This window comes from Methylobacterium longum, from assembly GCF_022179385.1.
GTDB classification, from domain to species: domain Bacteria; phylum Pseudomonadota; class Alphaproteobacteria; order Rhizobiales; family Beijerinckiaceae; genus Methylobacterium; species Methylobacterium longum.
Map to the genome: position 1 here is coordinate 171,937 of NZ_BPQS01000002.1, position 18,883 is coordinate 190,819.

At 66.1% G+C, this 18,883-nt stretch carries 24 protein-coding genes, 1 tRNA gene and 1 riboswitch; of the genes, 10 read left to right on the plus strand and 15 right to left on the minus strand.

What is annotated here, in order from left to right; all coding sequences use genetic code 11:
- Positions 1-157: 157 nt before the first annotated feature.
- A complete protein-coding gene (locus MFF58_RS02620; RefSeq protein ID WP_238285323.1) occupies positions 158-871 on the plus strand; it encodes a GntR family transcriptional regulator in 714 nt (237 codons plus the stop codon).
- Between the two features lie 187 nt (positions 872-1,058).
- Here MFF58_RS02620 and MFF58_RS02625 read toward each other — a convergent pair whose 3' ends face one another.
- From MFF58_RS02625 to MFF58_RS02645, 5 genes are all read right to left on the minus strand, one after another.
- Positions 1,059-1,298 carry a hypothetical protein gene (locus MFF58_RS02625; RefSeq protein ID WP_238285101.1) on the minus strand — a complete coding sequence of 80 codons (240 nt, stop codon included), beginning with the start codon at positions 1,296-1,298 and terminating at the stop codon, positions 1,059-1,061.
- Positions 1,295-1,612, minus strand: a complete 318-nt coding sequence (locus tag MFF58_RS02630) for a hypothetical protein (protein WP_238285104.1) — start codon at positions 1,610-1,612, stop codon at positions 1,295-1,297. The genes MFF58_RS02625 and MFF58_RS02630 overlap by 4 nt, the downstream gene beginning before the upstream one ends.
- 103 nt (positions 1,613-1,715) lie before the next feature.
- On the minus strand, positions 1,716-2,216 hold the full coding sequence (locus MFF58_RS02635; RefSeq protein ID WP_238285105.1) for a hypothetical protein: 501 nt from the start codon (positions 2,214-2,216) through the stop codon (positions 1,716-1,718).
- A 17-nt stretch (positions 2,217-2,233) separates the two neighbouring features.
- On the minus strand, positions 2,234-2,461 hold the full coding sequence (locus MFF58_RS02640) for a hypothetical protein (protein ID WP_238285107.1): 228 nt from the start codon (positions 2,459-2,461) through the stop codon (positions 2,234-2,236).
- A 1-nt stretch (position 2,462) separates the two neighbouring features.
- Positions 2,463-3,647 carry a hypothetical protein gene (locus MFF58_RS02645; protein ID WP_238285108.1) on the minus strand — a complete coding sequence of 395 codons (1,185 nt, stop codon included), beginning with the start codon at positions 3,645-3,647 and terminating at the stop codon, positions 2,463-2,465.
- Between the two features lie 139 nt (positions 3,648-3,786).
- Here MFF58_RS02645 and MFF58_RS02650 point away from each other — a divergent pair, with 139 nt between their 5' ends.
- On the plus strand, positions 3,787-4,140 hold the full coding sequence (locus MFF58_RS02650; protein ID WP_238285110.1) for a hypothetical protein: 354 nt from the start codon (positions 3,787-3,789) through the stop codon (positions 4,138-4,140).
- A gap of 42 nt (positions 4,141-4,182) precedes the next feature.
- Here the strand turns inward: MFF58_RS02650 and MFF58_RS02655 are convergent, their stop codons facing one another.
- Complete coding sequence (locus tag MFF58_RS02655; RefSeq protein ID WP_238285111.1) at positions 4,183-4,602, minus strand: NUDIX domain-containing protein; 420 nt, start codon at positions 4,600-4,602, stop codon at positions 4,183-4,185.
- Positions 4,603-4,632: 30 nt separating this feature from the next.
- Positions 4,633-4,878 (minus strand): hypothetical protein, encoded by a 246-nt coding sequence (locus MFF58_RS02660; protein WP_238285112.1) that lies wholly within the window; start codon positions 4,876-4,878, stop codon positions 4,633-4,635.
- Between the two features lie 189 nt (positions 4,879-5,067).
- On the opposite strand from MFF58_RS02660, the gene MFF58_RS02665 reads away from it, so the two are divergent.
- Entirely contained in the window at positions 5,068-5,907 is an 840-nt protein-coding gene (locus MFF58_RS02665) for a hypothetical protein (protein ID WP_238285113.1), read from the plus strand.
- A 9-nt stretch (positions 5,908-5,916) separates the two neighbouring features.
- Here MFF58_RS02665 and MFF58_RS02670 read toward each other — a convergent pair whose 3' ends face one another.
- A complete protein-coding gene (locus MFF58_RS02670; RefSeq protein ID WP_238285114.1) occupies positions 5,917-6,066 on the minus strand; it encodes a hypothetical protein in 150 nt (49 codons plus the stop codon).
- 138 nt (positions 6,067-6,204) lie between these two features.
- Between MFF58_RS02670 and MFF58_RS02675 the strand changes: the two genes are divergently transcribed.
- Positions 6,205-6,489 (plus strand): DUF6471 domain-containing protein, encoded by a 285-nt coding sequence (locus MFF58_RS02675; protein ID WP_238285116.1) that lies wholly within the window; start codon positions 6,205-6,207, stop codon positions 6,487-6,489.
- A 165-nt stretch (positions 6,490-6,654) separates the two neighbouring features.
- Here the strand turns inward: MFF58_RS02675 and MFF58_RS02680 are convergent, their stop codons facing one another.
- From MFF58_RS02680 to MFF58_RS02695, 4 genes are all read right to left on the minus strand, one after another.
- Positions 6,655-7,554: a hypothetical protein gene (locus tag MFF58_RS02680; protein WP_238285118.1), complete on the minus strand. Its 900-nt coding sequence runs from the start codon at positions 7,552-7,554 to the stop codon at positions 6,655-6,657.
- A 314-nt stretch (positions 7,555-7,868) separates the two neighbouring features.
- A complete protein-coding gene (locus MFF58_RS02685; protein ID WP_238285119.1) occupies positions 7,869-8,099 on the minus strand; it encodes a hypothetical protein in 231 nt (76 codons plus the stop codon).
- Between the two features lie 440 nt (positions 8,100-8,539).
- A tRNA-Gly gene (locus tag MFF58_RS02690) sits at positions 8,540-8,614 on the minus strand.
- Between the two features lie 178 nt (positions 8,615-8,792).
- Positions 8,793-9,413, minus strand: coding sequence for a glutathione S-transferase N-terminal domain-containing protein (locus MFF58_RS02695; protein ID WP_238285122.1), 621 nt, complete (start codon positions 9,411-9,413; stop codon positions 8,793-8,795).
- Between the two features lie 313 nt (positions 9,414-9,726).
- On the opposite strand from MFF58_RS02695, the gene MFF58_RS02700 reads away from it, so the two are divergent.
- Both MFF58_RS02700 and MFF58_RS02705 read left to right on the plus strand, forming a co-directional pair.
- Positions 9,727-11,496 carry an N-acetylglutaminylglutamine amidotransferase gene (locus MFF58_RS02700; RefSeq protein ID WP_238285123.1) on the plus strand — a complete coding sequence of 590 codons (1,770 nt, stop codon included), beginning with the start codon at positions 9,727-9,729 and terminating at the stop codon, positions 11,494-11,496.
- A 121-nt stretch (positions 11,497-11,617) separates the two neighbouring features.
- Positions 11,618-12,442, plus strand: coding sequence for a class II glutamine amidotransferase (locus MFF58_RS02705; RefSeq protein ID WP_238285125.1), 825 nt, complete (start codon positions 11,618-11,620; stop codon positions 12,440-12,442).
- 9 nt (positions 12,443-12,451) lie between these two features.
- On the opposite strand, the gene MFF58_RS02710 is transcribed toward MFF58_RS02705, so the two are convergent.
- Both MFF58_RS02710 and thiC read right to left on the minus strand, forming a co-directional pair.
- Positions 12,452-12,781, minus strand: a complete 330-nt coding sequence (locus tag MFF58_RS02710; RefSeq protein WP_238285126.1) for a FlaG family protein — start codon at positions 12,779-12,781, stop codon at positions 12,452-12,454.
- Positions 12,782-13,103: 322 nt separating this feature from the next.
- On the minus strand, positions 13,104-14,990 hold the full coding sequence (thiC, locus tag MFF58_RS02715) for a phosphomethylpyrimidine synthase ThiC (protein ID WP_238285127.1): 1,887 nt from the start codon (positions 14,988-14,990) through the stop codon (positions 13,104-13,106).
- A 71-nt stretch (positions 14,991-15,061) separates the two neighbouring features.
- Positions 15,062-15,167: riboswitch (TPP riboswitch) on the minus strand.
- Positions 15,168-15,265: 98 nt separating this feature from the next.
- Here thiC and MFF58_RS02720 point away from each other — a divergent pair.
- The 3 genes from MFF58_RS02720 to MFF58_RS02730 all read left to right on the plus strand — a co-directional run bounded on the left by MFF58_RS02720 (position 15,266) and on the right by MFF58_RS02730 (position 17,690).
- Complete coding sequence (locus tag MFF58_RS02720) at positions 15,266-16,096, plus strand: alpha/beta hydrolase (protein WP_238285128.1); 831 nt, start codon at positions 15,266-15,268, stop codon at positions 16,094-16,096.
- Positions 16,097-16,121: 25 nt separating this feature from the next.
- Positions 16,122-16,496 carry an HNH endonuclease family protein gene (locus tag MFF58_RS02725; RefSeq protein WP_238285130.1) on the plus strand — a complete coding sequence of 125 codons (375 nt, stop codon included), beginning with the start codon at positions 16,122-16,124 and terminating at the stop codon, positions 16,494-16,496.
- 123 nt (positions 16,497-16,619) lie between these two features.
- On the plus strand, positions 16,620-17,690 hold the full coding sequence (locus tag MFF58_RS02730) for an acyltransferase family protein (RefSeq protein WP_238285131.1): 1,071 nt from the start codon (positions 16,620-16,622) through the stop codon (positions 17,688-17,690).
- A gap of 9 nt (positions 17,691-17,699) precedes the next feature.
- Here the strand turns inward: MFF58_RS02730 and MFF58_RS02735 are convergent, their stop codons facing one another.
- Entirely contained in the window at positions 17,700-17,945 is a 246-nt protein-coding gene (locus MFF58_RS02735) for a pilus assembly protein PilZ (RefSeq protein WP_238285132.1), read from the minus strand.
- A 532-nt stretch (positions 17,946-18,477) separates the two neighbouring features.
- Between MFF58_RS02735 and MFF58_RS02740 the strand changes: the two genes are divergently transcribed.
- Complete coding sequence (locus MFF58_RS02740; RefSeq protein ID WP_238285133.1) at positions 18,478-18,870, plus strand: ATP-dependent helicase; 393 nt, start codon at positions 18,478-18,480, stop codon at positions 18,868-18,870.
- Positions 18,871-18,883: the final 13 nt, after the last annotated feature.

The window sequence follows — 18,883 nt, forward strand, 5'->3', positions numbered from 1 at the left end:
GTTTCCTCCTATCGCCCGCTGGCTCGCTCCATTGTTCCTGGAGCGCTATCTTCCATGCAAGCTGGCATATGGGTAGAAGCCTGCGAATGCAGTGTCAACCCCTGTTCCTCAGCAGGCATGGAAGATGATAGGCATAGCTCAGCGGAGGAGACGCAGAATGGCGCGGGCACGACCCAAGGGACGGCCGGACGTTGAGGACGGCGAGAGGAAGACCTCGCTGGTCGATGACGCCTATGCGGCCATGCGCGCGGCGATCCGCGACGCCAGCTTCGCGCCGGGCTATCAAGCGTCCGAGCAGGAGATCGCACTGCGGTTGGGCATGAGCCGCACCCCCGTGCACGAGGCCGCGATCCGCCTGCAAGAGGACGGGCTCGTGCGTGTGCTGCCGCGCAAGGGCATCCTGATCCTGGCACTCGCCCCGGACGACGTGCGCGAGATTTACGACGTGATCATCGCCATCGAGGGTCGTGCAGCCGAACTCGTCGCTGCGCTGCCGGACGCCGAGCGGCTCGCCGCCGCGCAGGTCCTCGACACCCACACGGATGCGATGGCGGACGCACACAAGAAGGGCGATCTTCCCGGCTGGGGCGAGGCGGATGGTGCGTTCCACGCCGCGCTAATCGAGCACGCGCGCAACGGGCGGATGAGCCGGATTATCCAGGCGGTGAACGACCAGTCGCACCGCGCGCGGATGCTGACGTTGAACCTGCGCCGCGGCCTCGAAGCCTCGATCGCGGAGCACCGCAAGATCGTCCAGGCGGTTCGGGCAGGCAAGGCCGCCGATGCACTGGAGGCTGCTCGTGCGCACCGCATCCGCGCACGAGACGAGCTACTGCCGATCCTCAAAAGCTATGGGTTGAAGCACCTGTAACGGTGTGCCCGCGCTGTGGAGCGGCCGTCAAGAGAATCGCCGTCCAATCAGGATGTCGGTGCACATGAGGTGGTGCAATCGCATCCAGTCCAGGATGGATAGTCAAACGAAACCTCTGATCGGCCCTAAAGATACTCCGTCGGTTGCATACCCAAGCCGAACCGCGTCTTCCGGTCAGATCAGATCGTTAAGGAGTTGCCCTCAAGAGGGCCTGGATGAGCGTTCGGTGCATGAGATTGAGCGAGAGGGTCCACTCGATCTCCCACAGGAGGCGCTCGGCGCAGGCCCGCGCCTGTGTGCCCTCATCGAGTTCGTGGAGCAGGCGAACTTGCCGTTCGCGCCGCCGCTCGGTTTCCGAGATCTGCTGATCTGCGTCCGCGAGCGCGTCATCGAGGAGCGATGAGGTCGGGACCGGCGCGGCGGTCATCCCCGACCTTTCAGGTCCTGAAGGCGCTGGCGGCCGACCAGTAGGAGCCGCAGGTTCGCGTCGAGGAGGTTGAGCAACTGCTCGGCACTCGCGGCCGGATCAGCCCCTGTCAGCGCGTCCCGGATCGCCCACTCGTGTCGCCGCAAGCCATCCAGGGCGTCCATGTCGTCCCACAGCAGGTGCTCCAGATCGACGGTGTCGTAGCCGGTCTTGAGCAGGATTATCAGCGACGCGGTCCGCGCCGTAACCCGCATCTCGGCCTCGATGACGTGTCGGGTCACGTCCCGGAGCATCTCCTTCAGCAGCGCCGCCATGGCTGCCCCCTTCACTCCTTCGATAAACATCATTACCACAGCGGAGGAGCACCACCGCCCAACACCAAGGGCTTAACCAAACAGGAGCGACACGGAGAACGGCCTATCGGCGAAGCTCCGCGATCCTCTCGAACGCCGCTTCAGCCTTCAGATAGCGGCTGTTGGCCTCCGAGCGGTGCCCTGGGTGGCGATCGGGGTGAAGGCGGCTGCGATAGGCTCTCCTCGCCGCCGTGACCAGGAACTCCGGGGCACGTGGGTGTAGGCCGACCTGCCGGTAGGTTCGCTCCTCGTCGGTCTCCCGGCGCTCCCCGGAGTTCGAGCGCGCCCGCGCCAGATCGGCCATCAGAGAGGCGATCTGGGCGTCGCGCTCGGCGAGCAGAACGGCCTGCCCCCGTCGTTCGCGATCCGCATCCAATTGCCGCTGTGCCTGATACTGCTCCCGGATAGTGGCGGCGATGGCCTCCATTAGGGTCATGCCCAGCAAGCCGCCGATCCACAACACGAGCCCAGCGACCGGCAGAGGCAGACCTGCCAAAACGAGGGTGATCACGACGGCGAGCCAAACGCGCAGCCGCCAGCCCGGCACCGACAGGATGCGGATCACGATCGGATGGAGAGTGGTCAACGGCGGATGAGGAGTGCCGCAAGGACATCACTTTGGGCTACGACAAGGACAAGGCCATCGCGCGTCGTGCCTTCCCGTGGATCGTAGGTTCTCACGAGCAGGCCGTGGGCATCGCGGGCGACGATCTTGCCGGTGGGGCGCTGCTCCAGGCGACCGATCACGAGGCCGCGCCGGTCGCGCAGGATCTGGAGGGATGCGGGTTGATGATGGGCAGAGGCGTCCATATCAGGCCGCCTCGTCCAGGAGGTGCTGGAGACCCTCGGCGACCTCCAACATCTCGTTGCCCCAGCCCACGTGATTATCCGGCTCAACGAGGGCGTGCTCGTTAAGCAGCCGCGCCGCAGCGACGACCGTTTCACGTTCTCCTGGAGCGTGCGCCAGGAGGGCGACCCCGCAGGCCGCGAGCTTCCTGCGCGCGATCTGCGCCCGTTCGGGGTGAACGCGCCGGTTGTCGGGCCCATAGAGGCCCTCCAGGACAAAGCCTCGGTCGGTGTGCCGGAGTTCGGCGATCAAGCCCGGCTCACCGCAGCGGACGGACCTGAATTCCACGTAAACGAATGCGCCGAGGAAGACCTCGTTGATCTTCGCGGCCAAGCAATTCGTGTAGCGCCTTCCCGCATCGATGAGCGCCGCAGCGCTGTCCAAGACGATCAGCGTCGGGTCGCCGCGAAGGTTGAATTCTACTGGAGGCTCATCGAAGCGCGCGGCCCAGAACTTCACCAAATCACCCCGATGTCCGCCCGGCTTGAGCCGTTTGAGGCTGGCTCGGATCGCGTCGTCGGTCGCCCCAGAGCACCGCGCCCGGATGTACGTCAGCGCGGAGTGAAGTTCGGTGACCTGAGGAAGTTCGTGGAGGCGTGACACGAGCGCGGGATGGAGGAGCACCGGATCCAAGGCACTCACGATCGGAATCTGGGCGCCGACGAGGTCGCCGCCGATCTGACCGAGGATCTTCACGCGCCGCCGGTCGGCGGGATCACGCGAGAGGTACAGTCGCCCGAGTTCGTAGTAGGTCCGGGGTTCGCCGATCGGGTCGTGGCCGAGGCGTGCAAGGGTGCCGAGTAGGCCGACAGGTGGCCCAGCGAGGACTGCTCGTACCAGATCGCGGGGTCGTCGGAGACGAAGAACGGCTTCGCCGAAGACGGCGGAGGAGTTCGCGCTGGTGAGTTCCGGCATGGACTCCGCAGACCGCAGGTGATGGGCGATTGCGTCGATGCCGAGGAGTTCGGCGAGCGCGAGCAGCAGGAATAGCGCTTGCCGTCTCTGCGCCCCGAAGCAGAAGCTCGCCGCGAGTAGACCGGGGCAGTCGTGATCAATTTCGATGATACGCCGGAGAGCCCAGCCAGAAAACGGCTTCGGATCCGGCCGTCTATCCCGAAGTTGCTGATCAACGTCATGAGATAGCAGCATCCACCCAAAGTACCAGATGTTCGAGTGATTGCCCAGACCTTCTGCCGACCTCGTCACGACGGGCGAGTGCTTAGACTCCTTGCGACACGTACTGCCGGGCGCACATGAGAGTGCAGGGGCCGAGTTCCTGGAGCACAGCTTGTCGAAGTTCGAGGTGGCGATGGTCGGCGACACACCAGACGAGCTACCGAGCATCGACCGCGGCGCCATCTTCTCAGCCATCCTTGCCCGGCAGGCCCTGCGGATCGAGGCGAAGCTTCCGCGACTGGATGTAGGCTTTGAGTATAACAAGGCGGTCGAGCAGGCCCTACACCGAGTCGAGGAGGTTCGGTGGCAGCGTCACGCCGAACTCCATCACGATCGCGTTCGAGGTGAGATCCTGGCCCGGCAGCGCAGGAAGCATGGGCCTGCGTGGCCTTCAGGCTGGAGCGGCAGGATGGTTCTCTCGATCTTGGTTCAGCGTGAGTTGGAGGCAAGCTTCAGTAGGTCGTGATGGCGACTTCAACGCCCATAAGGGCGCCGTCCGAAATCATCTTTAGTGCTCGGTTTCTGCCGTGAGGCGGCATCGGAAAAAGCGTTCGACCATCTCGTCGTGTAGCGGAAAGGCGGTGCGCACCGGCTCATCTACTACGACCACCTCCAGCACCTCGCTGTCGTGGACGAATGAGCCTTCATGTTCGACCGGCGGTGTTTGCCCAAACAGTAGGTTCTGTCGCCGATCTGGCGTTGTCACGACCGTAAGCAACCTCAAGCGATCGGCCTCGATGCGCACCCCGGTTTCTTCGAGGACCTCACGCACGCCCGCCTCCTGCCATGTCTCACCGCGCATCTGGTAGCCGCCGGGCATCGCGAGTTCGCCATGCCCGTCTGTAACACCGCGGCGGATCATCAGAAGACCGCCTCGGATCGGCACGAGGACAACGACGACAGTCGGCGTGTTGTCATAGCTGCCCATGATCAGGCGCTCTGCCGAGCCAAGGAAATTTTATGCCGCGAAAGGAGTAGCAACAGACGCGATCGTAGGATTGCAGGCGCTCTCGACGCCGCTTCTGCCGAACATGAGCCGGAACAGTTCGGCTGGGGTCCTCGAAAGGCCGTCCCCGTCTGCAATGCGCACATCGGCTTTGCCTGAAGCGCTCAGGCTCATGCCCTGGGAGATCGCATTCAGGAGCGAGGCGTGGTGGAAGGTGGTCTCGCTCGACTGTGTGCGGGCGATGACAGTGAAGTTCACAGGCGATGATCCTGATGCGGGTTCGCTACGCGACCGTTGGCCCGCTTCACGAACTCTGATTGCAAGAATGATCGAGGGCCGAGCCCTCTTGCGAGACGACGGCCGACCGGCATGCGTCTTCGCCTGCAATATCGACTTGTGGTTGACGGAATCTTGTCTGCGGTGGGGCGCGGTGACAGAAGCTGGTCAATGATGAAAATCGAGCCTCTGCCCGCGTGGTCGCTCCTCACCCGGTCTGGCGTGGCCGGACTGCTCGCGCGGCCGAACAACGGCCCACCTCCAACGATCCGGCTCGGTTCGGACCTCGACGCGATAAGCGCCGCCGAGATGCCACTGCTGGCGACGCTGCGCCTCATGATCGCCCGCGCGCAGGCCAATGGTGGGTTGACGCTGACTGCCACGCACGCTCTGTCGCGCGCCGACACGCGCGCGCTATTCGATGCGCTTGTCTGGCCGGACTACGACAAGGCCGAGGTGCTTGCGGCCAACAAGGTCCTGAACGAGGCCGACGTGATGCCGGTCGAGACCACTCGCCTCATCGCTCAGGCGGCCAAGCTCCTCCGCCGTCGTGAGCGCAAGCTGCTCGTGACCAAGGTTGGGCAGGATCTCACGACGGAGGAGCAGAACCTCGAACTCTTCCGGCGGCTGTTCGCGCTGGTGTTCTGGGGGCTCGACCTCGGTTCGCTTGATCGCGTGCCCATCGAGCGCTGGCCGCAGGATCACGTCGGCCTCGTGCTGTGGTGCTTGTCGGCCGCGGCTCGCGAGTGGAGCAGCGTCGGGCATTTGCTGCCAGTCTGCACCGTGCTCGATGCGGCGGCGGAAGAGACGCCACCCGACTTCCTCGCTTTTGCATTTGAGGCTCGGATCCTGCGGTCCATGACGTGGTTTGGCCTGCTAGAGACGCGCCGGGTCGGCGAGCCGGGATCGTTCGCATGGCGCTATGTGCGCGAGTACCGCACGGCTCCGCTGTTCGACCGCGCGCTCACATTTGACGCGGAGGTCGCCGGTCCGGTCGGGTTGAGGCATTAACGTCGGCGTTCACGCCGTGTGCGTCTCAGCGCAAGCAGTGTCACCAGCGGCGCGCATCGCGCCTGAGGCTTCGACTGCTGCGAGGTCCTCTTCTAATGAGGCGCGCAGGCAAACGGCCTCGCCGTTCGTCTCGGGCCAACGAAAGCGCAGGAAGGTCATGTAAGCCTATCTTCGGCACCCTTGCAGCCCGCCTAAAGCGAAAGGGTACGGGCCTGGGGCGAGAGGAGGAAGCCGGAGGACATGTCATCACGTCTGGTGCTTACGCATCGTATATGATGGCATAGCTGAACCATAGCCATGGGCAAAAGCATCGCGTATGGTGGCATGAGCCATCGCATAGGGTGCATCATGCCTGAGGGAGCCGAAGTGGCTTGGGACGCACGGGTGAAGGGGATCCTGAAGGCTGAGTTGAAGCGTAAGGGAGTGACCTACGCGCAGCTAGTAGACAAGCTGGCGACTATCGGAGTGAAGGAAACAGAGCCGAACATCCGTAATAAGCTGGCGCGTGGAAAATTTACTGCCGTATTTTTCTTGCAATGCCTGACTGCGATAGGATGCCACAGCATTGTTCTTGATGCCTGATTACTTGTTGTGTATAGTCGCAGCATGAGCAGCTTGCGGTCCAAAGCTTGGGCTTGGCTGGTCGCTGTGCTGGCGGCCGGGCTGCTTTGGTTTGCGCTGGACTTGATAAGTAAAATAAGTTACCCTGCGGCTTGGACTGTAGCGATGGCAAGCATTTTAGCAGCGTCACTCTTCCTGATCGTCAAGCGGTAGCGATGTTTGCCGGTTCATGAACTGTGTTGGTGCGCTGAGAACCTTTAGCACGGTGCGCTCGACCGGGACCCACCCTTTACCCTTGTCCTCTTCAACCGTCTCAAGCAGTACAGTCATTTGCACGTTGCTTTTCATCACAATCGGCAGGTGACCGGATAGCACATCGTCAACGAACGGCTTATCTTTCACGGGCGCCCCAAATTCCGACTTGCCGATTTTGAACTTCCAGCGCCTTGTGCCCGGCTCAAGGACTGGGCTGATGAGGACCACCTTAGTCGGCTCCGTCGTCGTTCGCTTACGCGCGGGAAGTGTCTCTACCGTGCCGTAGCCACCACGGGTGTAGAACTCCGACCGGGGGACGACATGCTTAGGCTTCCGTACATTGGAGCCGGTGACGGCAGCGCCCTTGACGGCAGTGTCCCGCTCAAGCTCGGAGAACACTTCCTGAGATTTCTTCTGACCAGCTTTTGCTCGTATGGCCTGAACTACAATATCTGAGATATCTTGCTTATCTTTATCTGTAAGGCCACCGGCATCCTTTCCAAAAACGTCCTCCCAGACATGGTCTTTGATTTTACCTTTGGCGGTGTCCCAAACCTCGTGCCCAATCCAAGTGACGGCAGCCAAAAGGATAGCCGCAGCAGTTTTCTTCGGGTCCCCGACATATCTATTAATTTTTGTCCTTGTGTTAAGCCAAAGACTGCCTTCGGCGGTATCGACAAGATCAAGTGACACGTCGCTAAACGGATCCACAAACGCGGCGATGTCTTTAATTGTAGCTAATACGGCCAACGAAGTCTTAGAAATAACTTCCAGATCAACTCGCTGGCCTTCTTCGATGTCTAAATAGAGGCTGAGTTGATCCGTTGCCATTTTTGTCTCCCTGCCGCGAGTCGTATCACGGGCCAAAGAGGCGTCAATCTGAAGTAGCAATAACGGCCGCGCCCAGAACCGCGCGCCACCGTATCAGCCTTAAAAGCCACCGCTCACGACGACTAACGCCATCGCGTTGGTGCATTTGCACCATAAGGCCGAAGTTATCATGGTTAGCTGTGGTTAACTCCGTCGTGCGGCGTATCAGACCCGCTTAGCACCCCGAACGCTGGGTCTCCGTCGAACTTCGAGTGCCCCGTAGCGGTGATCACGGCGTTCCCCGACCCTTCAGCCGCTCCGGCTCCGGACCCCTCTCATCCTCGGCTCGACCGCAAGCGATTCGCGGCGGTGAACTCCGGCTCGTCGTTCCCCAGGATCAGGGTCACCTGACCACCACGGACGAACCTTGACCGGATCGGGCTCGCTGAGCACCTGATCCTGCTAACGTTTATGCGGCGGTCGGCGCGGCTCGGCTCCCGCATCTTGATGCCGCCGACGCTCGCCTCGAAGTTCTGCATCTTCACCGAGCGCACGTCGGTGATCACGCGCTGGTGCTCTCGATCGCCTGCTCGTGCTCGTGATTACGAACTTCGAGTCGCGCGCCTCGGCGGCGGTGCAGGAACGTGTCCAGGAACGTCGCGTCCACGGTCGCCTCGACGGTGGCTGGACCCTGTCGCGGCTGAGCGGGATCTCAGTGGCACCTATGTTCTGCGCGACCCTAGCCCCGCTAAATCGGATTTCTCGAAGTTCTCGGAGCCTGCCACTTTTTCGAGAACGCAGCCGACCGGGAGCGATCCGCTGGGCCGGTGATGGCCACTCGGGCGGACATAGTCGGCCGAGGGCACTGACCACAGAACCGAACCGTTGTGAAATCGGTTGTGAAAATCGCGCCCAAATCGGCCCAAAAAGGTCCAATCGGAACCAAAGTCACAACGTCTTTAGCGGCCGGGAAAATAAAAAAACCCCTGCGAGTGCAGGGGTTTGATGGAGCGGGCGATCGGGATCGAACCGACGACATTCAGCTTGGGAAGCTGACGTTCTACCACTGAACTACGCCCGCGTCGGGAAGCGTTTTGGACGGCGCAGGGCCTCCGAGTCAACAACCCGCACGGCCGTTGAGGCCGTGCGCCGACGAATTTGATGCGCGGCGCTACCTCTACACCGCCTGCGTCCGATCCCGACGGCGGCTGCGACGGGTCAGCGGGCAACAGTTGAGACGCGACGATCTCGTCCGCCGATCAGCTGAGGGGCACCGCGAAGCCCCGCGCCACGGCGGGCCGGTCCATCAGGTCGCGGTACCAGCGCTCGACCATGGGATAATTGGCGAGGTCCACCTGATGTCGCTCATGGCGCCAGACCCAGCCGAGTATCGCAAAGTCGGCGATCGAGAGCGGACCGGCCACATAGGCGACCTGCGCGAGACGGCGGTCGAGGACGCCGTAGAGCCGTCGCGTCTCGTTGAGGTAGCGCGTGAGACCGTAGGCCCGGTCCTTCTCGGCGACGCCCAGGAAGTGGTGCACCTGGCCGGGCATCGGCCCGAAGCCGCCCATCTGCCACATCAGCCATTCGAGCGCGGCGACGCGGGTTCGCCGGTCTTCGGGGAGGAAACGTCCCGTCTTCTCCGCGAGATACAGCAGGATCGCCCCCGACTCGAACACCGAGATCGCCGCGCCGTCCGGTCCCTCCGGATCGACGATGGCCGGGATGCGGTTGTTCGGACTGATCGCCAGAAAATCCGGTTCGTGCTGCTGGCCCTGGGTGATATCCACCGGCTTGACCCGGTACGGCAGCGCCATTTCCTCCAGCGCCACGCTGATCTTGCGTCCGTTCGGCGTGTTCCAGGCATACAGATCGATCATGGGGTAATAAATCCCGCTCGCGCTCAAGGTTTCGCCGGCCCGGATCGGCCGTCCGTGACGTCCAACGCGCGATCCACGGCCGTGGCTATGACCCGGATCGGGTTTGGGCCAGCTCCCTGCGGGCGCAAACCTCTCTCGAGGCCGTCAAGGTACAACCTGAGGGGCGGCGAGGCCGCGTCGCGGGGCCGAACGACCCGATTGAGGAACGAAACAACCGTCTGTCGAAAGCCTTCGGCGGCGGAACGCTGCGGTTGCAGGACCGTTGCGCACCGTGGAGGCGACGAGGCCGCCGGAACAGGGACGTTCTTCCACGATGTGCGGAATCTGTGGTGAGATCACCTTCGACGGTCCGGCCGATCCCGCCGCAGTCAAGGCCATGATGGGCTGTCTCCGGCCGCGCGGCCCGGACGGCGAGGGTCTGTTCGGCTCCGGCCGCGTCGTCTTCGGACATCGCCGGTTGAAGATCATCGATCTGTCCGAGGCAGGCCAGCAACCCATGGTCGATCCGGGCCTCGGTCTCGCCATCGTCTTCAACGGCTGCATCTACAACTTCCGCGAGCTGCGCGCGGAGCTGGAGGCAAAGGGCTACGCGTTCTTCTCGACGAGCGATACCGAGGTGGTCCTCAAGGCCTATCATGCCTGGGGCAAGGGCTGCGTCGCGCGCTTCTACGGCATGTTCGCCTTCGCGATCCTGGAGCGGGATTCCGGACGCGTCGTGCTGGCCCGGGACCGGCTCGGCGTGAAACCGCTCTACTACAGCGCGACCCGCGGTCGCTTCCGCTTCGCCTCGTCGCTCCCGGCCCTCCTCGCCGCCGGCGATGTCGACACCGCGATCGATCCGGTAGCGCTGCATCACTACATGAGTTGGCACGCGGGCGTGCCCGCGCCGCTGACCATCCTCAGGGGCATACGCAAGCTCGCGCCAGCGACGATCCTGACGCTCGAAGCCGACGGACGCCGCAGTGAAGAGATCTACTGGAGTGTCACGATCGGCCCGAGGGAGGCCGATCGCCGCATGACCGAGGCCGACTGGCGCGAGGCGGTCCTCGAAACCCTCGCCACCGCCGTCGCGCGCCGACAGGTCGCCGACGTGCCCACCGGCGTCCTGCTCTCGGGTGGCCTCGACAGCTCGCTGCTCGTCGCGCTGCTCGCCCGCAACGGGCAGACCGGCTTGAAGACCTTCTCGGTCGGGTTCGATGCCGTGAACGGCGTCGAGGGCGATGAATTCAAGTACTCGGATATCATCGCTCGCACCTTCGAGACCGACCACACCAAACTGGCGGTCGACGGCTCCCGGACCCTCGAGGCGCTGCCCGCCGCCATCGCGGCGATGTCCGAGCCGCAGATGAGCCACGATGCCGTCGCCTTCCTGCTTCTCTCCCAGGAGGTCGCCAAGCACGTGACGGTGATCCAGAGCGGACAGGGCGCCGATGAGGTGTTCGGGGGCTATCACTGGTACCCGAAACTGATGCAGTCGAGCGATCCGGTGGCGGACTACGCCAAGGCGTATCACGACCGCGACCATGCCGAGATGCGCGAGGCGCTGGTGCCCGACATGATCGGCGGCGATCACAGCACGGCCTTTCTCGCCGATTTCTTTTCCGCCTCGAAGAGCGCGAGCCCGATCGACAAGACCTTGCAGCTCGACCAGCAGATCATGATGGTCGATGATCCGGTCAAGCGCGTCGACAACATGACCATGGCCTGCGGGCTCGAAGCGCGCGTGCCCTTCCTGGATCACGACCTGGTCGAACTGGCGGCCCGCATCCCGGCCTCCCTGAAGGTCCGCGACGGCGGCAAGTACATCTTGAAGGAAGCGGGGCGGGCGGTCGTCCCGGCGGAGGTCATCGACCGGAAGAAGGGCTATTTTCCCGTCCCGGCGCTCAAGCACATCCGCGGCCCGTTCCTGGACTACGTCCGCGACGTGCTCGGCCGGCCGGAGGCGCGGTCCCGAGGCATCTTCAACCGTCCTTACGTCGACCGTCTGCTCGCCGACCCGGACGGGACTCTGACCCCGAAGGGCAACTCGAAGCTCTGGCAGGTCGCCCTGCTGGAGAGCTGGCTCCAGACCCACGGCGTCTGACGGCCGCGGCCGCGGCACGGCTCTCGCGAGGGATCGTGATCGATGCGGCGCTCAAGGTGCCGCGCTTTGCCCATGATCGTCCCGGATCAGACCCGGGACCGCCACCCGGAGAAGCCCGTCGATGTGCCGCTGGATCGCCTATGCGGGACGCACCATCCCGCTGGAGCACTACGTCACCGAGCCGTCCCACAGCCTCGTCTCGCAGAGCATCCAGGCGCTGGAATCGACCGCAGCCACGAACGGCGATGGATTCGGGCTGGGCTGGTACGGCGACCATCCCGAACCCGGCCGCTACCGCGAGGTTCAGCCCGCCTGGTCGGACGACAATCTGCGCTACCTGTGCCGCCACCTCCACTCGCACCTGTTCTTCGCGCATGTGCGCGCCGCCACGGGGACGTCGATCACCCGGCCGAACTGCCATCCGTTCGCGTGCGGGCCGTGGCTGTTCATGCACAACGGCTATATCGGCGACTGGAACCGTCTGCGTCGGCCGGTCGAGGCGATGATCCCGGATGAACTCTACCCGTCCCGCGCCGGGACGACGGATTCCGAGGCGATGTTCCTCGGGTTGCTCGGCTGCGGGCTGATGGGGAGCACGCCGCCTCGCGACCCGATGGAGGCGACGGCCCGTGCCCTGGCGCGGCTCACCGAACTGGCGGGCGAGCATCCGTTCCGGTTCACGGCCGCGCTCGCCGACGGGCGGGATCTCTACGCCTTCCGCTACGCGGCCAACGACAGGGCCAACTCCCTTTACTACCGCGCCTCGGAGGGGGGCGTGGTCATCGCGTCCGAGCCCTTGGATCGCGACCACGGGACGTGGACGCCCGTCGCGGAGAACAGCGTCGTGGTCGCGCGGCGGAACGCGCCGGTGGAGGTTCACTCACTGACCCGGTTCGGTCTCGGGCAAACCGGACCGGAGGCCGCCATCCGCCGGCTGCGGGCCTGAGGGCGCGGCTCAGGCCACCCGGGACAGACTGCCGGGCTGCGATCCGTGCGCGCCGCGCGCGGGATCGTAGGCGCGATTGCGCAGGGCCGTCTCGCTGGGCAACTGCTCCAGAACGGTGCCGGACGCGGGATCCATCACCTGGAAGACGATCGTGCTCGTGTCCAGGTCGCGGATGTAGCGCGCCTTGCTTCCGGTCGTTTCGATGTCGAGTTTCACCGCCGGCTCGAGCGGAGACGAGGCGGACTCGGGCGCCTCCTGCGTGACCGCGGGGGCGGTCGCGCCGAGCGCGTCCAGGCCCAGCGGCCCCGGCGTCGGATTGGTGAGCGGGCGGATCTCCATGGCTGATCTCCTGCGATCCTATGATCGAAGGATTGAGCGGAGGGCCTGCCTAAGCGTTCCTTAAAGGGAACCGCTCGTCCACCGAATGCGGCGTCCGGTCCGGACACGCGATGAACATCCGGTTACCGGGCGTGAACAAAAGCCCGCTGTTATCCGCGCCGATCCATCAAGCGGGCTGCAAAGCGGAACCGTGGAGGCAGCCGCGCCCACGATGTCTCGCACGCCAGCGAATCCTGGGTTTCCGCCGGTCACGACGGCAGAGAGAGGGCCTCGGCGGCAGGTCTCGGGCCCGGATCCGCGAGGACCCGGGCCCGACGTCGTGTCACTCCGCGGCGTCGACGTAGAGCTTGCCGCCTTCGGCCAGGAACTCCTGCGACTTCGCCCGCATGCCGGCCTCGGCCTCGGCCTTGGACATCGCGGGCGACGCGCCCACGACCTCACCGGCCTCCTCCATCGCCAGCACCTCGGCGCGGAGATCCTGCGTGATCTTCATCGAGCAGAATTTCGGACCGCACATCGAGCAGAAATGCGCGACCTTGTGGGCATCCTTCGGCAGCGTCTCGTCGTGGTAGCGGCGGGCCGTATCGGGATCGAGCCCGAGGTTGAACTGGTCCTCCCAGCGGAAGTCGAACCGGGCGCGGCTGAGCGCGTCGTCGCGCAGCTGCGCGGCGGGGTGGCCCTTGGCGAGGTCGGCGGCGTGGGCGGCGATCTTGTAGGTGATCACCCCGGTCTTCACGTCGTCCCGGTCGGGCAGGCCGAGATGCTCCTTCGGGGTGACGTAGCAGAGCATCGCGGTGCCGAACCAGCCGATCATGGCGGCGCCGATGCCCGACGTGATGTGGTCGTAGCCGGGGGCGATGTCGGTCGTCAGCGGGCCGAGGGTGTAGAACGGCGCCTCGCCGCACTCCTTCAGCTGCTTCTCCATGTTGACCTTGATCTTGTGCATCGGCACGTGGCCGGGGCCCTCGATCATCACCTGGCAACCCTTGTCCCAGGCGACCTTGGTCAGTTCGCCCAGCGTCTCCAACTCGCCGAACTGCGCGGCGTCGTTGGCATCGGCGATCGAGCCCGGCCGCAGGCCGTCGCCCAGCGAGAACGACACGTCGTAGGCGCGCATGATGTCGCAGATCTCGTCGAACCGCTCGTAGAGGAACGATTCCCGGTGCCCGGCGAGGCACCAGCGGGCCATGATCGAGCCGCCGCGCGAGACGATGCCGGTGACTCGCCGGGCGGTCAGAGGCACGTGGGCGAGGCGCACGCCGGCATGGATGGTGAAGTAGTCGATCCCCTGCTCGGCCTGCTCGATGAGCGTGTCCTTGAAGACTTCCCAGTCGAGCTTGAGCGGATCGCCGCCGACCTTCTCCAGCGCCTGGTAGATCGGCACCGTGCCGATCGGGACCGGGCTGTTGCGGATGATCCACGAGCGGATGTTGTGGATGTTGCGGCCGGTGGACAGGTCCATGACCGTGTCGGCGCCCCAGCGGATCGACCAGACCAGCTTCTCGACCTCTTCGGCCGCCGAGGAGGTGACGGCCGAGTTGCCGATGTTGGCGTTAATCTTGACCAGGAAGTTCCGGCCGATCGCCATCGGCTCCAGCTCGGTGTGGTTGATGTTGGCCGGGATGATCGCCCGGCCGCGGGCGATCTCGTCGCGGACGAAGTCGGGGGTGATGAAGGGCGGGACCGAGGCGCCGAAGCTTTGGCCGTCGGCGAGCACGGCCTCCGCGCCCTCCAGCATGGCCTCGCGGCAGGCGTTCTCGCGGTGGGCGACGTAGATCATCTCCTCGGTGATGATCCCGGCGCGGGCGAACTCGTACTGCGTGACCATCTGGCCGTCGGCAGCCTTGCGGATCGTGCGCTCGGCCGGGCAGGGCGCCACGAGCTTGTCGCCCGCGAAACCGTTATCCTCCGGCTTGACCGCCCGGGGCTCGACGGCCGCGTAGCCGCGTCCCGCGAGCCAGGCCTCGCGCACGCCAGGCAGGCCGGCGCTGAGGTCGACGCGCGCGTCGGTCTCCGTGTAGGGGCCCGACGGATCGTACACCCGGACCGGCGGCTCCTTCGGATCGGACAGGGCGATCTCGCGGTAGGGCACGCGGATATCCGGCCTGCCGGCGGGGCTCGCGTAGACTTTGCGCGATCCGGTGACCGGGCCGGTGGTCACGGCCTCGGGGCTGCCTTTCACGTCCTTCGGGAGAACGGGTGCGTTCATCGTGGGCCTCTCCTCGTTCTGGAGCGGTCCGGTCCACGCGATGGTTGAGATGAGAGCCGGCCGCGCGACGCGCGACCGCAGGTTCCCGTCCCTCCGCCGGTATGAGCCGGATCAGGTTCAAGGGTCAGGGCCACGTGCCCAATCTCAGCCCCCTGCGGGGCCCCCCTCGGAACGGTTCCAGACTCGGGCCCGGAGAAGCCTTTGTCAATGCAGGGCCCGAACCGTAGAGGACAGATCCGATACATCCGTCGCCCGGTCGCCGTCCCCTGCCCGATATGCGTCTCCTGATCGGCTTCGGCCTCGCGGTCCTCCTCCTCTACGGTGTGTCGCTGGCCGCGCTGGCGTTCAATCAGCGCCGCTTCCTCTACCCGGGCGCCTACCGGACGCCGGTGCTTCTACCCACGCCAGAGGGCGTCGCCCCGATCACCCTGATCACCGCGGACCGCGAGCGGTTGCATGCCCTCTGGCGGCCGCCGGCCCCGGGCCGCGGCGTCGTCGTGACCTTCCACGGCAACGGCTCACGCCCCGAACCGCACGCGGCCCGCTTCACCGGCGAACCCTGGGCGGCGGCCGGTTGGGGGGTTCTGGCACCGGCCTACCGGGGCTATCCGGGTTCGACCGGCCAGCCGAGCGAGGAGGGCCTGATCCGGGACGGTCTGGCGGCCGTCGCCGCCGCCGCGGAGCGCGCCCCGGGGGCGCCGATCCTGCTGCACGGCCATTCCCTGGGCGCCGCCGTGGCGATCGCCGTCGCCGAGCGCGTCCCGGCCCTCGGGCTTTACCTAGAGGCGCCCTTCGACTCGATGACCCACGTGGTGCGGCTGCATGCCCCGCTGGTCCCGGCCTGGCTCCTGCGCGACACCTATCGCTCCGATCGGCGCATCCGCGCCGGAACCGGCCCCGTCCTGATCGTCCAGGGCCGCGACGACGCGGTGGTCCCGGCCAAGCTCGCTCTGGCCCTCGCGCGTGCGGCGGGAGCCCGGGCACGGTTCGATCCGGTCGCGGGCGATCACGTGTCCATTCTGGGCGTCCGGGATCGAGAGGCCGAGGCGCTGTTCGGCGGGTCGGTCGGTCCGGTCCGCGTGCGCGCAAAGCAGGTGGTACCGTAGCGGCAGGAACGCGAGGAGGAGGCGGATGGTCGGCCGGCGCTCGCGGCGCTGGAGCGCCGATGATCCCGAAGCGATCGCGGCAGAGGCACGCGTCGATCCGATCTGCCCGCTCTGCGAGCGGCCGATCCCAGCGCGCGCCCGCTCCAGCCTCCATCACCTGACGCCGAAGCTGAAGGGGGGGACCCACGGTGGGACGGTACGGCTGCACCAGATCTGCCATTCCGCCATCCATGCGCGCTACAGCGAGGCCGAAATCGCCAAGCGTCTCGCCGACGTGGCGGCCCTGCGCATGGATCCTGAGATCACCCGGTTCCTCGCGTGGGTCCGGGGCAAGCCCGACGACTTCCATGCGGCAACACGCATGACGCGCGACCGGCGTGCGGCGAAGCGGCGAACCTGACGGCCTGCCCACCAAGCCGACCGCGTTTACCGGGTGTTGGGCACGTCCAGAGGTCGCCGGCCGCGCGGCGGGAACCCGTCAACCTTGTCGATGCAGGATGGTCCGGTCGCGGGGGCTGGATCGATGGGGCAGGCAGGTGGAACGGCGGGCCGGCTGGCCTGGGTCGATGTCGCGAAGGGCATCTGCATCCTGCTGGTCGTCATGATGCACTCGGTCATCGGCACCGGGGAGGCCATGGGCGGAGAGGGCTTCCTGCACCCTGTAGTCGCCTTCGCGAAGCCGTTCCGGATCCCGGATTTCTTCCTGCTGTCCGGCCTGTTCATGGGCCGCGTAATCGACCGGGACTGGCGGCTGTTCTCCGACCGCCGCGTCGTGCACTTCGCGTACTTCTACCTGCTCTGGCTCGTGATCCAGTCGGCCGCCCGGTACGGGAAAATCGCCGGCAACGACGGGTTTGCGGCATTCGCCGGGCACCTCGCGCATGCCCTGATCGAGCCCTATTCGAGCCTGTGGTTCATCTACCTGCTGGCGGTGTTCTCGGTGGTGACGAAGGCGCTCCGCCGCGTCCCCGCGGCGGTGCTGCTGGCCGGCGCGGCGCTGCTGCAGATCGCCGATCTCCGCAGCGACTCGACCCTCATCGAGGAATTCTGCGCCCGCTACGTCTACTTCGTCGCCGGCTACCTCTTCGCGGACCGCATCTTCGCGCTGGCGGACGCCGCCCGTGCCCGGGTCGGCCTCGCCCTCTGCGGCCTCGCCGCCTGGGCCACGGTGGAGGGCTGGCTCGCCCTCACGCCGTCGAGCCATCCGGCCTATCCGACGCTGGCGAGCCTGCCCCTGGTAAGCCTCGCCCTCGGCGCGGCGGGGGGCCTGGCCATCGTCGTCGGGGCGGCGCTGATCACCCGGGCGGGCGGTCCGATCGCGGAGGCGATCCGGGTCTGCGGCCAGCGCTCGATCGTGATCTATCTGGCCTTCTCGTTGCCGATGGCCGCGATGCGGGGATATCTCGTCGGCACCGGCGCGATCGCAGATGTTGGCTTGGCGAGCGTGACCGTCATGGCGGCAGCCGTGCTGCTTCCACTGATTCTGGAGCGGATGGTGCGCAACACGCCGCTCGCGCTGCTGTTCGTCCGCCCCGCCCGGTTCCGGCTGGCGGAACCGGGCGTGCGGGGGCGACCGGCACTGCAGGTGACCTGAGCCGGCGCGTCAGCCCTCGAAGGCGATGCCGATCCGGCGGTCCCGCCGCCACGCCACGGAAGCTAGCCGCGGATCGCTGTTCTCGGTCAGGCGCAGCGGGAAGCGATCGGGCACGGCTTGGTCCTCCGCCACCTCGATCTGGGCGCCCGTCTCGGTCGCGTCCCAGACGAGGCAGCCGACCTCGCCGCAGGCGAGCAGCAGCGTGCCGAACGTGAAGGCGTTCTTTCGGAAAGCGCCGCGGCGATTCTCCGTCATCAGCCCCTCCATCCATCGGATCCGCGAGCCCGCGGAGCCGGACCCGGCACGGCGGGACGATGCCGGATGGCGGTTAACAGGCTGAATACCGCCTCTGAATTGCCTGCGGGTTTCGAGATCAATAATCGCCCGGTTCGCCGCGCCGGCCACAACCGGACGGTCCGTAGTCTTCTGCGTTCGGTCGGTGCGCGAACCTCACGGCGACTGGAGCTTCGGCCACGGTTCGTGCCGACGTCGCGCTCCCGCATGCGGCCCGCTCGATGCGGCGTATGGCGCCGGCAGGTGCGCGGTGGGGGCGGTGCGATCGGGCCCTCTCCCTCGTCGAGGCGCCGAGGGCTGCGCCAACCGGTCCACGCTCGTTCGAGAATCCCCCTGGCTCGTCGCGGCGCGGCCGCATAATCGGGTTGACGGCTTCCGGCCGAGCGCCTCGCTCGCTATGGCGTCCCATCGGCCTGCCGGGTGCCGGCGATGCTGCGACGATCATCGGACCCGCCGCGGGATCACCGGAGATCGGCGCTCTGAGGAGACCTTCATGAGGGACGCGTCCGCGCAGGAGCTCTTGCTGCTCAGCGCCCTGCAGGAATGCCGGATCCAGCTGGACGCCGCGCGCATGGACCAGGCGCGCCGCGACGCCGTCCGTGGCGACCTGGAGGACGCGCTCCGGCGGGAAGCGGCCTTGAAGGACGAGCTCGTACGGGAGCGGGAGCGGACGGAGGCGGTCCGATTGGTCCTGCGGGCGTTCGCGGCCAGCGTCGGCCGGTTCGGATTGCGCCGCCGCCTGTTCCTGTCGCGGATCGCCCGCCTCGGCCGGGAGACGCCGGATGCCGGTCCGCAAGCCGCCCGGCATCAGGTGTTGCTCGAGGAAGCCCGGCATGTCCTCGGGGCCCCGCTACCGGCGGAGGCGGCGCCGGAGAGCCGACGCTGACGCGCTCCAGGGT

Coding starts and splice junctions, on each gene's coding strand:
- MFF58_RS02620 (WP_238285323.1), top strand. CDS start 158: ATGGCGCGGGCACGACCCAAGGGACGGCCGGACGTTGAGGACGGCGAG.
- MFF58_RS02625 (WP_238285101.1), bottom strand. CDS start 1,298: ATGACCGCCGCGCCGGTCCCGACCTCATCGCTCCTCGATGACGCGCTC.
- MFF58_RS02630 (WP_238285104.1), bottom strand. CDS start 1,612: ATGGCGGCGCTGCTGAAGGAGATGCTCCGGGACGTGACCCGACACGTC.
- MFF58_RS02640 (WP_238285107.1), bottom strand. CDS start 2,461: ATGGACGCCTCTGCCCATCATCAACCCGCATCCCTCCAGATCCTGCGC.
- MFF58_RS02645 (WP_238285108.1), bottom strand. CDS start 3,647: ATGCTGCTATCTCATGACGTTGATCAGCAACTTCGGGATAGACGGCCG.
- MFF58_RS02655 (WP_238285111.1), bottom strand. CDS start 4,602: ATGGGCAGCTATGACAACACGCCGACTGTCGTCGTTGTCCTCGTGCCG.
- MFF58_RS02665 (WP_238285113.1), top strand. CDS start 5,068: ATGATGAAAATCGAGCCTCTGCCCGCGTGGTCGCTCCTCACCCGGTCT.
- MFF58_RS02670 (WP_238285114.1), bottom strand. CDS start 6,066: ATGACCTTCCTGCGCTTTCGTTGGCCCGAGACGAACGGCGAGGCCGTT.
- MFF58_RS02675 (WP_238285116.1), top strand. CDS start 6,205: ATGGGCAAAAGCATCGCGTATGGTGGCATGAGCCATCGCATAGGGTGC.
- MFF58_RS02680 (WP_238285118.1), bottom strand. CDS start 7,554: ATGGCAACGGATCAACTCAGCCTCTATTTAGACATCGAAGAAGGCCAG.
- MFF58_RS02695 (WP_238285122.1), bottom strand. CDS start 9,413: ATGATCGATCTGTATGCCTGGAACACGCCGAACGGACGCAAGATCAGC.
- MFF58_RS02700 (WP_238285123.1), top strand. CDS start 9,727: ATGTGCGGAATCTGTGGTGAGATCACCTTCGACGGTCCGGCCGATCCC.
- MFF58_RS02705 (WP_238285125.1), top strand. CDS start 11,618: ATGTGCCGCTGGATCGCCTATGCGGGACGCACCATCCCGCTGGAGCAC.
- MFF58_RS02710 (WP_238285126.1), bottom strand. CDS start 12,781: ATGGAGATCCGCCCGCTCACCAATCCGACGCCGGGGCCGCTGGGCCTG.
- thiC (WP_238285127.1), bottom strand. CDS start 14,990: ATGAACGCACCCGTTCTCCCGAAGGACGTGAAAGGCAGCCCCGAGGCC.
- MFF58_RS02720 (WP_238285128.1), top strand. CDS start 15,266: ATGCGTCTCCTGATCGGCTTCGGCCTCGCGGTCCTCCTCCTCTACGGT.
- MFF58_RS02725 (WP_238285130.1), top strand. CDS start 16,122: ATGGTCGGCCGGCGCTCGCGGCGCTGGAGCGCCGATGATCCCGAAGCG.
- MFF58_RS02730 (WP_238285131.1), top strand. CDS start 16,620: ATGGGGCAGGCAGGTGGAACGGCGGGCCGGCTGGCCTGGGTCGATGTC.
- MFF58_RS02735 (WP_238285132.1), bottom strand. CDS start 17,945: ATGACGGAGAATCGCCGCGGCGCTTTCCGAAAGAACGCCTTCACGTTC.
- MFF58_RS02740 (WP_238285133.1), top strand. CDS start 18,478: ATGAGGGACGCGTCCGCGCAGGAGCTCTTGCTGCTCAGCGCCCTGCAG.